The following is a 14,760-nucleotide window of genomic DNA, read 5'->3' as shown; positions in this document are numbered from 1 at the left end:
CTTCCGCCGGAGCCCGGCTCCGGCCACCGGAAGGGCCACCGGAGCCGACGGGCTTGAGGATCCGACGATATGGGCGCGCGCCGCGGTGGTCAACGCGGCGCGCCGCCGTCGCGGCTCCTAGGGCTGGGCGCCGCGGAAGTCCTCGGGCGAGATCGAGTCGAGGAACTCGCGGAACTTCTCGACCTCGTCCTCCTGCTCGTCCGGGATGATCAGCCCGGCCTCGGACAGGACGCTCTCCTCGGCATGGATCGGCACGCCGATCCGCAGCGCGAGCGCCACCGAGTCACTCGGCCGCGCCGACACGGTGACACCGCCGTCGAACACCAGCTCCGCGTAGAAGGTGCCCTCCTGCAGGTCAGTGATCCGCACCTGCTCGAGGCGCCGCCCGAGGGCGTTGATCACGTCCTTCAGCAGGTCGTGCGTGAGCGGGCGGGCGGGCTTGACCCCCTGCTGCTCCAGGGCGATGGCGGTGGCCTCGACCGACCCGATCCAGATCGGCAGATAGCGCTCGCCGCTGGTCTCCCGCAGCAAGAGGATCGGCTGGTTCGCGGGGAGTTCTACCCGCACTCCCACGACTCGCATTTCGCTCATCGCCACGCTCCTCCTCGCGGTCCTGCACTTCCTGACGCTACACGGCGCGCCCCGCCCGCGCCCGACTCCGGACGGGCGGCGGGTCGCCGTTGCGTCAGCCCCCGGCGCCCGGTTCGCGGGGCCCGGTGAGGAACACCAGCCGGAACTTGCCGATCTGCACCTCGTCGCCGTTGGCCAGCACGGCGGTGTCGACCGGCTCCCGGTTGACGTAGGTGCCGTTGAGGCTGCCGACGTCGACGACGACGAACTCGCCGGCGTCGCTGCGGAACTCCGCGTGGCGGCGCGAGACGGTGACGTCGTCGAGGAAGATGTCGCTGTCCGGGTGCCGGCCCGCGCTCGTGGACGCGCGGTCCAGGAGGAAGCGCGACCCCGCGTTGGGCCCCCGCTTCACGATCAGCAGCGCTGCGCCCGCGGGCAGCGAGTCGACACCGGAGACCGGCTGGTCCTGGGCTGGCGGCTCGGACTCGGAGAGGAAGTCCGCGCGGAAGACCGAGGTGGTCTCCGGGGAGCGCTCGCGCTCCGGGGGCACGCCGGGCCCGTCGTTCGTGGTCACCTCGGGGTCTCCTCCTGGTGGCTGGTGTGGTGCCTGTGGGGCGCCGCCGGGGTGGTGCGTGGCGGCGTCTGGGTGGGGCGCGGTCGCGGGCGCTCGCGCGGTCGGACTCAACCTACCGCGCACCCGTGGTGGCGGGAGGGCCGCCTCAGCTCCCGACCAGATCCCGGTACGCGGCCGCGTCGAGCAGGTCGTCGGGGACGCCCGAACCGTCGGGGAGCCGCACGTCGAGCATCCAGCCCGCCTCGTACGGCCCCGAGTTGACGAGCTCCGGGTTGGCCTCCAGCGCGTCGTTGACGGCCGCGACGGTGCCGGCGACGGGGGCGTAGATGTCGGAGACCGACTTCGTGGACTCGACCTCGCCCACGGCCGCGCCCGCGGCGACCTCGTCGCCGACGGCGGGCAGCTGCACGAAGACGACGTCTCCGAGCTGGGACTGGGCGTGGTCGGTGATGCCGATCCGGACCACCCCGTCCCCCAGGTCGCGCACCCACTCGTGGGCATCGGTGTAGCGGAGGTCCTCGGGGATCACGTGCGGAAGACTATCCCCCGCCCCACGCGCCGCCCGCCAGGAGGGTGCTGGGGAGCTCCGGCCGCCGCGCAGTAGGTCGGAGCTCCTCAGCGCGCTCCTAGACCCGCCGCATGCGCCGGCGTGCGCAGCGCACGCACGAACTGGGCCAGGTAGAGCAGGCCGGTGTACAGGTAGAGCGCCGTGCCCCAGACGGCGAACCCGTAGGCGAACGGCCGGGAGAGGTCGGCGAACCAGCCCTGCGACTGCGCGGCCAGCAGCAGGGGGAAGGCGTAGAGGAGCAGGAAGGTGGCGCCCTTGCCGAGGTAGACGACCTCGTAGGGCCCGTACCCGCGGGCGCGCAGGACCGGCAGGGTAGCGGCGAGCACCAGGTCGCGCGCCACCAGCGCGACGACCGCCCACCACGGCACGACCTCCCGCACGCCCAGCGCCACGAGCGCCGCGAGGATGTAGAGCCGGTCCACCGCCGGGTCGAGGAGCGCCCCGAGCCTGCTGTACTGGCCCAGCAGCCGGGCGAGCTTGCCGTCGAGCCAGTCGGTGATCCCGCCCACGGCGAGCACGACGATCGCCCAGAAGTCCGCACCCCATGCGCTCCCGCCGGGCGCCAGCAGCAGGTACAGGAACAGCGGCACGCCGGCCAGGCGCAGCACGCTGAGCAGGTTGGGCACCGTGAGGACGCGGTCGACCCCGGGACTGCTCGGCGACGGGTCGACCACGCCGGGGAGCCTATCCGGGTTCGGCGGCCCGTCGCGCCGCGCGGCGCCGGGAGGCACGATGCAGGCCATGGACGCCATGGACGAGAAGCGAGACGCAGCGACCGACGCGGGCACCCTGAAGGAGCGCCAGGCCCCGCTGAAGGCGCGCTACCGGGAGGACCCGCAGGCCGCGGTCGTGACCCTCATCGCCGACGGCGAGCTCGACGGCACCGGCGTGGCCTGCCGCGTGCGCACCGCCACCGCGCTGGCCGAGGCCGGACTGCACCCGGCCACCGGCGGCGACGGCACCCAGCTGTGCTCGGGCGACATGCTGCTGGAGGCGCTCGTGGCCTGCGCGGGGGTCACGCTGCGCGCGGTGGCCACGTCGCTGGGCCTGTCGGTCGCCGGCACCGTGCACGCGGAGGGCGACCTGGACTTCCGCGGCACCCTGGGCGTGGACAAGGAGGCCCCGGTCGGCTTCCGCGACATCCGCCTCACCTTCGACCTGGACACCACGGCGAGCGAGGAGGAGATCGCCACGCTGGTGAAGCTCACCGAGCGATACTGCGTGGTGCTGCAGACCCTCGTCTCCTCCCCCACCACCTCGGTGCGGGTGCGGGGCCCCCAGGCCGCCGCGTGAACGGCGCGCAGGCGCTGCTGCGCTCGCTGCTCGCGAGCGGGGTCGACACCTGCTTCGCCAACCCCGGCACGTCGGAGATGCACTTCGTGGCCGCGCTGGACGCGGTGCCGCGGATGCGCGCGGTGCTCACCCTGTTCGAGGGCGTCGCCACCGGCGCCGCCGACGGCTACGCCCGGATGGCCGACCGGCCCGCGGCCACCCTGCTGCACCTCGGCCCGGGGCTGGGCAACGGGCTGGCCAACCTGCACAACGCCCGGCGCGCCGGCACCCCCGTCGTCAACGTCGTCGGCGACCACGCCACCACGCACGCGAAGTACGACGCGCCGCTGCAGTCCGACATCGCCGCGATCGCGGGCGCGGTGTCGGGGTGGGTGCGCCACGGCGCGCTCTCGGCCGAGATCGGTGCCGACGCGGCCGCCGCGGTGGCGGCCGCCCGGGCGGGCCAGGTGGCCACCCTGGTCCTGCCCGCCGACGTCAGCTGGGACGACGGCGGCGAGCCGGTCACCGAGCCGCTGCCGGTGGCCCCGCCCACCCCGGTGGCGCCGGACGCGCTGCGCGCCGCGGCCGACGCGCTGAGCTCCGGGGAGCCCTGCGTGCTGCTCGTCGGGGGTGACGCCACCCGCGCCGCCGGTCTCGCCGCGGCCGACCGGATCGCCGCCGCCACCGGGGCCCGCGTGCTCGCCGAGACCTTCCCGACCCGGCTCGAGCGCGGCGCAGGCGTCGCGCGGGTCGACCGGCTGGCCTACCAGGTGGACGCCGCCGTCCAGCAGCTCGCGGGGGCGCACCACCTGGTGCTGGCGGGCGCACGCTCCCCGGTGTCGTTCTTCGCCTACCCGGGCAAGCCCTCAGACCTGGTCCCGCCGGGGTGCGAGGTGCACGCGCTGGCGGCGCGCGCGGGCGCCCTCGCCGACGGCGCCGCCACGGCCGCGCTCGAGGAGCTCGCCGACCTGCTCGCCCCGGGCACCACGGCGCGCCTGGCGCCCGCGGCACGTCCCGAGCTGCCCACCGGGCCGCTCACGGCGGCGAGCGCGGCCGCGGTCGTCGGGGCGCTGCTGCCGGAGGGGGCCGTCGTCGTGGACGAGTCGGTGACCAGCGGCCGCGGGCTGCCCGCCACCACCGCGGGCGCCCCGCGCCACGACTGGCTCGCCCTCACCGGCGGCGCCATCGGCTACGGCCTGCCCGCCGCCACGGGCGCGGCGGTGGCGTGCCCGGACCGGCCGGTGTGGTGCCTGCAGGCCGACGGCAGCGCCATGTACACGATCTCGGCGCTGTGGACCCACGCCCGGGAGGGCCTGGACGTCACGACCGTCATCTACCACAACAGCGCCTACGCGATCCTGCGGATGGAGCTGCAGCAGGTGGGCGCGGCCGGGGCGCTCGGGGCCGACGGGGCCCGCGCGCGGGCGCTCCTCGACCTCGGTGGCCCGGAGCTCGACTTCGTCGCCCTCGCCCGCGGCATGGGCGTCCCCGGCGTGCGGGCCACGACCGCCGAGGAGCTCGCCGACGCCCTGCGCCGGGCCGCCGCCGAGCCGGGACCCCACCTCGTGGAGGCCGTGCTGCCACCACCGGTCCCGTGAGCCGGCGCCCGACCGGACCAGGGCCGTCCACCCCCGTCGCCCGACCGGCTGAGCCGCGGCTCGGGCAGACGACGTAGAGTGTCGTGCGCGTGACGCTGCGTTCCCCCGGGGGCGCGGCGTCCTGCGCTGCACGGCCCCCTGCCGCCACCCCGGGATGCGTGATGACGACAACGGTCGAGGACTACCGGTCCTTCGGCCACGCCCTCGCCGTCCCGATCAGCGACGAGCAGCTGTGGGAGGTCACCGCCGGGTTCCTCGCCACCGGCCTCGACCTCGGCGAACGGGTCGTGTACTTCGACGACGGAACCCTGGACCGGGTGCTCGAGCGGCTGACCGACGACGGCGTGCCGATCGACGCGCCGATGCGCGACGGGCGGTTCACCGTCGTCCCCGCCGAGGACACCCGGGCCGCCCTGAACAGCTCCCTCGCCGACGTCGGCGCGGCCGTGCGCGGTGTGATCGACGACGCGCTCGCGGCCGGCTTCCCGGCCGTGCGCTTCTGCGGGCAGCTCCAGGCCGGTCTGCGGCGCACCGCGGAGGGCTCGATGCTCGACTGGGACCGCGCCGTCGACGAACAGGTGCGCGACCGGCCCGCCAGCGTGCTGTGCCTCTACGACCGCGTCCGCTTCCCCGACGAGTTCATCGACACCATGCGGGCGGCGCACGCCACGGAGGTCGTCTCCCCGGCCATCTATGACGACGGGCTCCTGCGCATCACCGCCACCGGCGTCGGCTCCGCCCGGGTGGCGGGCGAGGTCGACCACAGCAACCGCCCGCGTATCCGGAAGCTGCTCGAGGCCGCGCTGGAGACCGCGCTGCGCGCGCCCGACGCCCCCGACGACATCGCGCTCGACCTGTCGTCGCTGCGCTTCCTCGACGTCGCCGGGGCCGTCGGGCTCGTCCACGCCGCCGAGGAGTTCCCCAGCGCCCACCGGCTCGTGCTCACCGGGGTCCGCCCGCGCGTGCAGCGCGTGCTCGACCGGTGCGGGGCACCGTTCGCCAGCCAGCTCGTCGTCGGAGCGCACCCGGGCGCTCCCGCCGCTCCCACCCCGGATACGACCCCGGACGAGGCGCCGTGAAGGTCGAGACCACCCGGTCGGCCGCCGCCGTCCGGCTCGAGCACGCCGTGGCCTTCCGCGCCCGCGGCGCCGACCCGGCGGGGCAGCTGGGCCCGCTCGCCGCCGCGGCGCTCGACCGGGGCGAGCGGATCGCCGTGGCGCTCGCCCCGGCCACCCTCGACGCCCTCCGCGCGCACCTCGAGGGCCACCGGGACGACAACCGGGACGCCCCGGCCCCGCTGATCCCCCTCACCGCAGCCGACGACCCCGAGCACGTCTCCGCCCAGACCACGGCCACGCGCTGGGCACTCGAGCTGCGCGCGCTCACCGCCGCGGGCGTCGGCCCGGTCACGGTCCTCGCCGAGCACCTCGACCACCTCGACGGAGCCGACGGCGGGTTCTGGACCGAGCTGGACGCCGCCCTCAACGTCGCGCTGGCCGACCTCCCGGTCCGCCTCACCTGCTCCTACCCCGAGCTCCCCCTGCACCAGGAGGTCCTCGACGGGGCCCGGCGCAACCACCCGCTGCTGCTCGCCGACGGGCGGCTGCACCGCAACCCCGCCCACCGCGACCCCCGCGCGGTCCTCACCGACCGGCCCGCACCCGCGCCGCCGCTGCTCGGGCCCCCGGACGTGCACCTGCCCTTCAGCGCGTGGCGCCTGCACGAGGTGCGGGCGGCCGTCGAGCGGGCCATGGCCGGGTCGGGCTGCCCCCGCGAGCGGATCGAGGACGTCGTCCTCGCGGTCAACGAGGTCGCCACGAACGCGGTCGAGCACGGCACCCCCGACGCGCAGCTGTCGCTCTGGACCGGTGCCCGCGGCCTGCTGTGCGAGATCGACGACGCGGGCGTGCTGCGCGACCCGCTCCCGGGCCTGCAGGCCCCCCACCCGTCCGACCCTCGCGGACGCGGCGTCTGGATCGCCCGCCAGCTCTGCGACACGCTGCACGTCTGGACCGACGGCCGCGGCACCCACGTCCGGATGCGCGCCACGCCGTGAGTAGGATGAGCCGCGCGCTCGTTCGTCACCCGGACGGCCCTGGAGCAGCCGGAAGTGTGACGAAGATGCCCCTTGGCAAGGCCGCCGCACCGGAGAACACTCTTCCGCGGACTCCGGCGCCGTCGTGCTGCCGACGGGTCACTGCGAGCTCCGGCCGGGCACTTCACATTTGGGACGATCATGTCTGACGATCAGCGACGATCTCGCACGACTCAGGCGCACGGCGGCGCCCTGCACCAGGTCAGGGTGCTGGGGTCCTTCACCCTCACCACGGACGGCACCACCGTCCCGCTGGGGGTCGACTCCCGCCGGCTGGTCGCCTACCTGGCCGTGCACCCGCGCCCCCAGGAGCGCACCGCCCTCGCCACCGACCTGTGGCCCGGGGTACCCGCCACCGCGGCGCTGCGCCTGCTCGACGAGGCGGCCGCGGGGGTCGGCGTGCCCGCCCTGTTCAGCGACGGCGACCTCACCGGGCCGCTGTCCCTGGCCGCGGACGTCCACGTGGACCTCGCCGACGCGCTCGGCCTCGTCCGCGCGCTCCCCGAGATCCCCGCGACCGACAGCCCCGACATCGCGCTCCTGTCCGCCGACATCCTCCCCGGCTGGACCGCCGCGTGGATCGCCGTCGAGCGCGAGCGGTTCCGCCAGCTCCGGCTGCACGCCCTCGAGGAGCGCAGCCTGCGCCTGTCCGCGGCGGGTCGCTACGAGGAGGCGGTCGCGATGGCGCAGGGCGCCGTGCAGGCGGCGCCCAGCCGGGAGAGCGCGCGGCGCACGTTGATCGAGGTGCACCTCGCGGAGGGCAACATCGCCGCCGCCGTCGCCGCGTACGACGACTACCAGGAACTGCTGCGCTCCAGCGTCGGACCCGCGTCCTCCGGGCTCGAGGCGCTCTTCCCGCCCTCGCCCGCGTGGCCCCTGCTGCGCGCTCGCCACCCCATGCCGCGGTCCGCGGTGCAGCTGCCCGGCCTGCGCTCGGTGCGCGGCGCGGGCGGCGGCGCGCGCCGCCTCGTGGCGGGCGGCTCGGTGCCCGGCACCGCCCGGCCCTGAACCCCGGCGCTCCGCTCCCACCCGGACGAACGGCACTCTCGTCGCTACCTAGCCGACGAATGTGCCGTTCGTCATGTGAATCCCCGCGCTAGGGCGCCGGGATCGCGAAGGTCACCACGGTGCCGCGCATCGTGCGCCGCACCCGCATGTCGCGGGACAGCTGCCGGATGAGCGCGAGCCCGCGGCCGCGGTAGCCCGGATCGGCGGGCACCGGGCGCCACCGCCCGCGGTCGGCCACCCGCGCCGCGACCACCCGTGCGTGCCCGGCCGAGCGCAGCTCGAGCTCCACCTCGACGCCCGCCCCGTCGTCGCGGCGCGGGCCCTCGCCGGTGTAGGCGTGCTCGATCCCGTTCGAGACGGCCTCGCCCACCGCGATCTGCAGGTCGATCACGACGTCCTCGGGCAGCCCGTGCCCGCTCGCCCACCGCTGCACCCGACGGCGGACGACGCGCAGCTCGGCAAGGGCGGCGGGGCAGCACAGGCGCAACCGCTGCGCCGCGGGTGTCCGGTCGTCGAGCTCCGTCACGGCCCAGTTGTCCCCCGGACGGTGGCCGGGCAAACCGCCCGCACGCGACGAGCACGGGGGCCGGGAGCGGTGTCAGGAGCAGGGTGATCGGGTACCCGCGCGGCATGCATGGTTCCTCCGAACCCGACGTCGAGGTCGACCCGCAGGTCGCGCGCAGCCGCGACACGGGCGGTGTCGACCCCGACCGCAAACCCCACCCGGACGACGAGGGCGTCGACCCGGACGGGCCGAGCACCACCGGCACCGACGAGAACGAGCAGTTCGTCGGCCGCACGGCCGGTCAGGACGCCGGCTACACCGGCGAGACCGGTGCCGAGGCCCGCGCGGAGGGGGGATCCCGATGAACCGCAGGGACGGCAACGAGCTCAGCGGGCTCGCCAAGCTCGGCTACAAGCCGTTCGGCCTCGTGCTCGGGCTCATCGGCGGCATGCTCGCCGGCAAGGTCTTCGGGATCATCTGGAAGAAGATCTCCGACGAGGACGAGACCCCGCAGCCCCTGTCGGACGACTACAGCACCCGCGAGGTGCTCCTGGCCGCCACGCTGCAGGGGGCGGTCTTCGGACTGATCAAGACGGCGGTGGACCGGTACGGCATGAAGGGCGTGCGGCGCTTCCTGGACGCGCCCCGCCGGCCCATCCGCCACGCTGAGGAGGTGTGAGGCGATGCCCGGCAAGGACGCGATGCCCAGCACGGTGGAGCGCTCCGACAAGAAGGCCCAGCGCACGTGGGTCGAGACCTACGACTCGGCGATGGAGACCTACGGCGACGACGGCGCCCGCGTGCGGCGCACCGCGTTCGCGGCGCTGAAGCACACGCACGAGAAGGTCGGCGACCACTGGGAGCCGAAGGGGCGCAAGGGCCCGTCGGACGAGCAGGCGGCGCGCCCCGGACGCAAGGCCGAGAAGCCGACCGCGGGCGGCGTCGACGCGAACGCCTCGAAGAAGCACCTCCTGGACGTCGCGAAGAAGCTCGACATCTCCGGCCGCTCGTCGATGAAGAAGGACGAGCTGGTCGACGCCATCCAGAAGGCGAACAACCGCAAGACCGCGAAGTCCCGCGGGAAGTAAGCAGGTCGTGAGTGGATACGGGTGCTGGGGCACCCGTATCCACTCACGGGCCGTTAGAGGGCCCGCAGCCGCGGCAGGACGTCTTCGGCGAACTGGGCGAGGAAGCGCTCCTGGTCCTGCCCGGGGCCGTGGAACACCAGGTGGTTCAGCCCGGCGTCGACGTAGGGCTTGATCTGCGCGAGGGCCTCGTCCGGGTCGGAGGCGACGATCCAGCGCTTCGCCACCTGCTCGATCGGCAGCTCGTCGGCGAGGCGCTCCATCTCCACCGCCGAGTCGACGCTGTGCTTCTGCTCGGCCGTCAGCGACAGCGGCGCCCAGAACCGCGTGTTCTCCAGGGCCTGGCGCGGGTCCCGGTCGTAGGACATCTTGATCTCGATCATCCGGTCGACGGCCGCCGGGTCGCGCTCGGCGGCGGCGGCACCCTCCTCGACGGCCGGCAGCAGCTTGTCGGTGTAGAGCTCCATGCCCTTGCCGGAGGTGCAGATGAAGCCGTCGCCGGAGCGGCCGGCGTACTTCGCGACCACGGGCCCGCCCGCCGCCACGTACACCGGCACCGGCTGCTCGGGCCGGTCGTAGATGGTGGCGCCGACGGTGCGGTAGTACTCGCCCTCGAACGACACCTCCTCCTCGGTCCACAGCGCCCGCATGAGCCGGACCGACTCCCGCAGCCGCGCGAAGCGCTCCTTGAACTCCGGCCACTCCCGCCCCGACACCGCGATCTCGTTCAGCGCCTCCCCGGTGCCGACCCCGAGCATCACCCGCCCGGGGTAGAGCAGCCCGAGCGTCGCGAACGTCTGGGCGAGCACCGCCGGGTTGTAGCGGAACGTCGGCGTGAGCACCGACGTGCCGATCTGCACCCGGGAGGTGCGCTCCCCCACGGCGGCGAGCCACATCAGCGACGACGGCGCGTGCCCGCCCTCGTGCCGCCACGGCAGGAAGTGGTCCGAGGTCACGACGCTGTCGAGGCCCACCTCCTCGGCCCGCACCGCGTACTCCACGAGCTCCCGCGGCGCGAACTGCTCCGCCGAGGCCTTGTATCCGATGCGCAGTCCGCGCTCCGTTGACACCACGTCCCCGGTCCTTCCCCGATCCGTCCCGATCAACCTGCCCCGTCCAGACTGCCACTCCCGCGGCACTGGACCTCAACCCGCGTCGAGGTGGTTGCGTCGGGGCATGCCACCCGCCGCACCGGAACTCGCATGCGCGGGCCGCCCGGCCGTCCTAGCGTCGATGCAGCCATGAGCGTCCCGCCGCCCGACCGGGCCACCCTCGGTTCCCTGCTCCGCCTCACCCCCTACGTCCGCCCGCACCGGTGGGTCCTGCTCGCCGGTGGCTCCGCCGCGCTCGGCGGCACCCTCGCCGGCCTGACCATCCCGCTGGTCACCCGCGCGATCGTCGACGGCCCTATCGCGCGCGGCGAGCTCGCCGCGCTGCCGTGGCTGGTCCTCGGCGTGGTGGCGCTGGGCACGTGCGAGGCGCTGCTGACGTTCCTGCGCCGCCGCCTGGTCGCCCGGCCCAGCACCGCCATCGAGGCCACGATGCGCGCCGACCTGTTCGCCCACCTGCAGCGGCTGCCGGTGGCCTTCCACGACGCATGGGCGTCGGGCCAGCTGCTCTCGCGCGCCACCACCGACCTCACCACCATCCGCTGGTTCGTGGCCTTCTCGGGGATCTTCCTCGTGGTCAACGTGCTCACCGTGGCCGTCGGCATCGGTGTGCTGCTGTGGCTGTCGGTGTGGCTCGGCCTGGTCATCGCCGTCACCGCCGTGCCGCTGCTGGTGCTCACACTCACCCTGGAGCGCCGGTTCTCCGTCGCCGCGCGCCGGGCGCAGGACCAGGCGGGCGACCTCGCCACCGTGGTGGAGGAGTCGGCGCTGGGCATCCGCGTGCTCAAGTCGCTGGGCCGCGGGCGGCGGCTCACCGCGCGCTTCGTGGCCGACGCGCGCGGGCTGCGCGGCACCGAGCTCGCGAAGGTACGGCTCATCGCCGCGCTCTGGGCGGTGCTCGTGCTGCTCCCCGAGGGCGCGATCGCCGTGGTGCTCGGGCTCGGCGCCTACGGCGTCGCCGACGGCTCGCTGACGATCGGCACGCTCGTCGCCGCGGTCACGGTGATGACCTACCTGTACTGGCCGGTCGCGTCCCTGGGCTGGCTGCTCGCCCAGGCCAGCGAGGCGGCCGCGGCCACCCGGCGGTACTGGGAGGTCCGCGACGTGCCCCCCGCGATCGTCGACCCCGACGACCCCGTCCCCCTGCCGCGGCCCGTGCGCGGCGCCCTCGAGCTGCGCGACGTCCGGTTCCGCCACCCCGGCAGCGACCGGGAGGTCCTGCGCGGGGTGGACCTCGCGGTGCGGCCCGGCGAGACGATGGCGCTGGTCGGCGCCACCGGTTCCGGCAAGACCACGCTCACCGCGCTCGTCACCCGCCTCGAGGACGTCACCGGCGGCGCGGTCCTGCTCGACGGCGTCGACGTGCGGCGGCTGCGCCTGGCCGAGCTGCGCACCGCCGTCGCCACCGCGTTCGAGGACTCGGTGCTGATCTCGGCGAGCGTGCGGGAGAACGTCACGCTCGGGCTGCCCGGCGGCACCGACGACTCCCGGGTGTGGGAGGCGTTGCGGGTCGCGAGCGCCGACGGCTTCGTGGCGGCGCTCCCGTGGGGCCTGGACACGCGCATCGGCGAGCAGGGCATGTCGCTCTCCGGTGGGCAGCGCCAGCGCCTCGCGCTCGCCAGGGCCGTGGTCGCCCACCCGCCGGTGCTGGTCCTGGACGACCCGCTCTCGGCCCTGGACGTGCACACCGAGGCCGAGGTGGAGGCCGCGCTGCGCCGCGTGCTGGGCGGGGTCACCGCGCTCGTCGTCGCGCACCGGCCTTCCACCGTGCAGCTCGCCGACCGGGTCGCCCTCCTCGACGGCGGGCGCATCACCGCCGTCGGCACGCACAGCGAGCTGCTGGCCCGCCACCCGGAGTACCGCAGGCTGCTGACCAGCCTCGAGAGCGACGACCAGCGTGAGGAGGTGGGGGCGTGAGCACCGAGGCACCCGACACCGGGGCACGCGACACCGCGACACGCGACACCGGGCGGCCGGGCGACGACGAGGCCTGGCGCGGGATCGCCGCCGACGCCGCGGCCGAGGAGGAGGCCGACGCCGTCGACCGGCGCACCGGGCTGGCGCTGCAGGCCCGCGCGCGCCGGCTCGTCGGGGAGCTGTTGCGCCCGCACCGGGCGGCGGTGGTGCTGGCCGCGGTGCTGCTCGTCGCCGAGAACGCCGTGATGCTCGCCGGTCCCCTGCTGGTGGCATCGGCGATCGACACCGGGGTGCCGGCCGCGCTCGAGGGCCGCCCCGGCCCCCTCGCCGCGGCCATCGCCGGCTACGCCGCCACCGGCGTGGCCGGCGCCGGGCTGCGGGCCGGGTTCCTGCTGCTGTCCGGGCGCATCGGCCAGGACCTGCTGCTCGACCTGCGCCGGCGCGTCTTCGGTCACGGGCAGCGGCTGTCGCTCGACTTCCACGAGTCGTTCACCTCTGGCCGGCTGATCTCGCGGCTGACCAGCGACATGGACGCGCTGTCGGACCTGCTGGAGAAGGGCCTGGACGGGCTGTTCGGCGCCGTGCTGTCGCTGGTGGGCATCACGGTCCTGCTGATCTGGATCGACCCGCTGCTGGCCGCGGTGGTGCTGGCCGGGTTCGGGCCGCTGCTGCTGCTCACCCGCTGGTTCCAGCGCCGCTCCCGGGCCAGCTACCGGCGCACCCGCAGCACCGTGGCGCGGCTGATCGTGCACTTCGTGGAGTCGGTCAACGGGATCCGCGCCGTGCAGGCGTTCCGCCGGGAGCGGCGCAACGACGAGATCATGCACGGGCTCTCCGTCGCCTACCGCGACGCCAACACCACGGCGTTCCTCACCGTCGCGTGGTTCGTGGCAGGTGTGCGCCTGGTCGGCAACACCACGCTGGCGCTGGTGCTGCTGCTGGGCGGGCTGCGGGTCGTGGACGGCACGCTCGCGCTCGGCGCCCTCACCGCGTTCATGCTCTACCTGCGCCGCTTCTACGACCCGCTCGACGACCTGGCGCAGTTCTTCAACAGCTACCAGTCCGCAGCCGCCGCCCTCGAGAAGATCTCATCGGTGCTGGACACGCCCGTGGGTGTGCCCGAACCGGGCCACCCGGTGCGGCTGCCCGACCCGGTGCGGGGCGAGCTGGAGTTCGACCGGGTGCGCTTCGCCTACTCGCGCTCCGCCGACCGGACGGTGCTGCCCGAGTTCTCCCTGCGGGTGCCGGCCGGGCAGACGGTGGCGCTGGTGGGGGCCACCGGCGCAGGCAAGTCGACGCTGGCGAAGCTCGCGGCCCGCTTCTACGACCCCACCGAGGGCGCCGTCCGGCTCGACGGCGTGGACCTGCGCGACGTCGCCGACGCCGACCTGCGCTCCGCGCTGGTGATGGTCACGCAGGAGGCGTTCCTGTTCTCCGGCTCGGTGGCCGACAACATCGCGATGGGGCACCCCGCCGGCGTCGTCCCCTCCCGCGACGAGGTCGTCGCCGCCGCGGAGGCCGTCGGGGCGCGGGAGTTCGTCGAGGCGCTCCCGGAGGGCTTCGACACCGACGTCCGCAAGCGCGGCGGCCGCCTGTCGGCCGGCCAGCGCCAGCTCGTGGCCCTGGCCCGGGTGGTGCTCGCCGACCCGGCGGTGGTGCTGCTCGACGAGGCGACGTCCTCGCTGGACATCCCCTCGGAGCGCGCGGTGCAGGACGCGCTGGAGACGGTGCTGGCCGGGCGCACAGCCATGATCATCGCCCACCGCCTGTCGACGGTGCTGATCGCCGACCGCGTCCTGGTGGTCGCCGACGGCCGGATCGTGCAGGACGGCAGCCCCGCGCAGCTGCTGGCGGGCGATGGCGAGTTCGCGACGCTCCACGAGGCGTGGCGGGCGAGCCTGGCCTGACCCCCAGACACCCTCGTCGTGGCCGGTGACCGCCCGGTCACGACGAGGGTGTCGATCTCGGCTGGTCAACGCGGGCCGCGGGAGTGACATTCCGGAGCGGTGATCGACGGGAGCGGTCGCAGAGCCGCGCAGATGCGGCTGAGCCGCGCAGATGCGGCTGGAGAACCGCACACGCTGATCACAGCCGAGTGACCGGCGCCGAGGTTGGCACTGAGCGCGGCTCCAGGAAGGTCGAACAGCGCCGGCTGCTCTCCCGGGGGACATGCCCGTCGCCGTCGCCGCTGACCGGTGATCGTTGCGAGCCGCACGTGACGGTCGCCGCGGCAGCAGTGGCGTGCTGTTGGCATGGATCTCGGCCGTTGATCGCTGCGAGCCGCCCGGCGCGGTGCTCGTCAGCCGCAGTGTGCGGTTCGGAGGGGTCGTGGGCGGTGATCGTCGCGAGTCGCGCGCGACGGTGGCGGCGTCAGCAGCGGTGTACGGCTCGGGGCGGTGATCCTTGCGAGTCGCACGTGATGGGGGTCGTGGTAGCGGTGCTGTGCGGCTCGGATGGAT

Annotated in this window: 16 protein-coding genes; 10 read left to right on the top strand and 6 right to left on the bottom strand. The window is 74.9% G+C overall.

Annotation, left to right across the window (positions count from 1 at the left end):
- Positions 1 to 117: 117 nt before the first annotated feature.
- The 4 genes from FB558_RS33670 to clsA all read right to left on the bottom strand — a co-directional run bounded on the left by FB558_RS33670 (position 118) and on the right by clsA (position 2,386).
- The gene (locus FB558_RS33670; RefSeq protein WP_142060706.1) at positions 118 to 591 is read right to left on the bottom strand and encodes a bifunctional nuclease family protein; all 474 of its coding nucleotides are present in this window, start codon (positions 589 to 591) and stop codon (positions 118 to 120) included.
- A 94-nt stretch (positions 592 to 685) separates the two neighbouring features.
- Positions 686 to 1,144, bottom strand: a complete 459-nt coding sequence (gene garA / locus FB558_RS33665; protein ID WP_094928613.1) for a glycogen accumulation regulator GarA — start codon at positions 1,142 to 1,144, stop codon at positions 686 to 688.
- A gap of 145 nt (positions 1,145 to 1,289) precedes the next feature.
- Positions 1,290 to 1,673: a glycine cleavage system protein GcvH gene (gene gcvH / locus FB558_RS33660; RefSeq protein WP_142060704.1), complete on the bottom strand. Its 384-nt coding sequence runs from the start codon at positions 1,671 to 1,673 to the stop codon at positions 1,290 to 1,292.
- Between the two features lie 86 nt (positions 1,674 to 1,759).
- The gene (gene clsA / locus FB558_RS33655; RefSeq protein WP_246106955.1) at positions 1,760 to 2,386 is read right to left on the bottom strand and encodes a cardiolipin synthase ClsA; all 627 of its coding nucleotides are present in this window, start codon (positions 2,384 to 2,386) and stop codon (positions 1,760 to 1,762) included.
- A gap of 67 nt (positions 2,387 to 2,453) precedes the next feature.
- On the opposite strand from clsA, the gene FB558_RS33650 reads away from it, so the two are divergent.
- The 5 genes from FB558_RS33650 (at position 2,454) to FB558_RS33630 (ending at position 7,685) form a co-directional block, all read left to right on the top strand.
- A complete protein-coding gene (locus FB558_RS33650) occupies positions 2,454 to 3,005 on the top strand; it encodes an OsmC family protein (RefSeq protein WP_246106954.1) in 552 nt (183 codons plus the stop codon).
- Entirely contained in the window at positions 3,002 to 4,582 is a 1,581-nt protein-coding gene (locus FB558_RS33645; protein ID WP_142060700.1) for an acetolactate synthase large subunit, read from the top strand. The genes FB558_RS33650 and FB558_RS33645 overlap by 4 nt, the downstream gene beginning before the upstream one ends.
- A gap of 161 nt (positions 4,583 to 4,743) precedes the next feature.
- Entirely contained in the window at positions 4,744 to 5,661 is a 918-nt protein-coding gene (locus tag FB558_RS33640; RefSeq protein WP_142060698.1) for an MEDS domain-containing protein, read from the top strand.
- A complete protein-coding gene (locus tag FB558_RS33635; protein ID WP_142060696.1) occupies positions 5,658 to 6,638 on the top strand; it encodes an ATP-binding protein in 981 nt (326 codons plus the stop codon). Before FB558_RS33640 ends, FB558_RS33635 begins: the two co-directional genes overlap by 4 nt.
- 180 nt (positions 6,639 to 6,818) lie before the next feature.
- Complete coding sequence (locus FB558_RS33630) at positions 6,819 to 7,685, top strand: AfsR/SARP family transcriptional regulator (RefSeq protein ID WP_142060694.1); 867 nt, start codon at positions 6,819 to 6,821, stop codon at positions 7,683 to 7,685.
- Positions 7,686 to 7,773: 88 nt separating this feature from the next.
- Here the strand turns inward: FB558_RS33630 and FB558_RS33625 are convergent, their stop codons facing one another.
- The gene (locus tag FB558_RS33625) at positions 7,774 to 8,211 is read right to left on the bottom strand and encodes an ATP-binding protein (RefSeq protein ID WP_170231675.1); all 438 of its coding nucleotides are present in this window, start codon (positions 8,209 to 8,211) and stop codon (positions 7,774 to 7,776) included.
- Positions 8,212 to 8,315: 104 nt separating this feature from the next.
- Between FB558_RS33625 and FB558_RS33620 the strand changes: the two genes are divergently transcribed.
- Genes FB558_RS33620 through FB558_RS33610 form a run of 3 tightly spaced genes read left to right on the top strand, consistent with a single transcriptional unit; the run spans position 8,316 to position 9,278 of the window.
- Positions 8,316 to 8,555: a hypothetical protein gene (locus FB558_RS33620; RefSeq protein ID WP_142060690.1), complete on the top strand. Its 240-nt coding sequence runs from the start codon at positions 8,316 to 8,318 to the stop codon at positions 8,553 to 8,555.
- Positions 8,552 to 8,869 (top strand): DUF4235 domain-containing protein, encoded by a 318-nt coding sequence (locus FB558_RS33615; protein WP_142060688.1) that lies wholly within the window; start codon positions 8,552 to 8,554, stop codon positions 8,867 to 8,869. Before FB558_RS33620 ends, FB558_RS33615 begins: the two co-directional genes overlap by 4 nt.
- Before the next feature lie 4 nt (positions 8,870 to 8,873).
- Entirely contained in the window at positions 8,874 to 9,278 is a 405-nt protein-coding gene (locus tag FB558_RS33610) for a ChaB family protein (protein WP_142060686.1), read from the top strand.
- A gap of 53 nt (positions 9,279 to 9,331) precedes the next feature.
- Here FB558_RS33610 and fgd read toward each other — a convergent pair whose 3' ends face one another.
- Positions 9,332 to 10,348, bottom strand: a complete 1,017-nt coding sequence (gene fgd, locus FB558_RS33605) for a glucose-6-phosphate dehydrogenase (coenzyme-F420) (RefSeq protein WP_246106953.1) — start codon at positions 10,346 to 10,348, stop codon at positions 9,332 to 9,334.
- Positions 10,349 to 10,516: 168 nt separating this feature from the next.
- Between fgd and FB558_RS33600 the strand changes: the two genes are divergently transcribed.
- On the top strand, positions 10,517 to 12,301 hold the full coding sequence (locus tag FB558_RS33600) for an ABC transporter ATP-binding protein (protein WP_142060684.1): 1,785 nt from the start codon (positions 10,517 to 10,519) through the stop codon (positions 12,299 to 12,301).
- Positions 12,298 to 14,208 carry an ABC transporter ATP-binding protein gene (locus tag FB558_RS33595; protein ID WP_211367037.1) on the top strand — a complete coding sequence of 637 codons (1,911 nt, stop codon included), beginning with the start codon at positions 12,298 to 12,300 and terminating at the stop codon, positions 14,206 to 14,208. Before FB558_RS33600 ends, FB558_RS33595 begins: the two co-directional genes overlap by 4 nt.
- Positions 14,209 to 14,760 lie beyond the last annotated feature (552 nt).

The sequence above is a fragment of the Pseudonocardia kunmingensis genome, assembly GCF_006716445.1.
Taxonomy (GTDB): Bacteria; Actinomycetota; Actinomycetes; order Mycobacteriales; family Pseudonocardiaceae; genus Pseudonocardia; species Pseudonocardia kunmingensis.
Note: the sequence above shows the minus strand (reverse complement) of the source record. Positions and strands in the feature narration are given on the sequence as shown.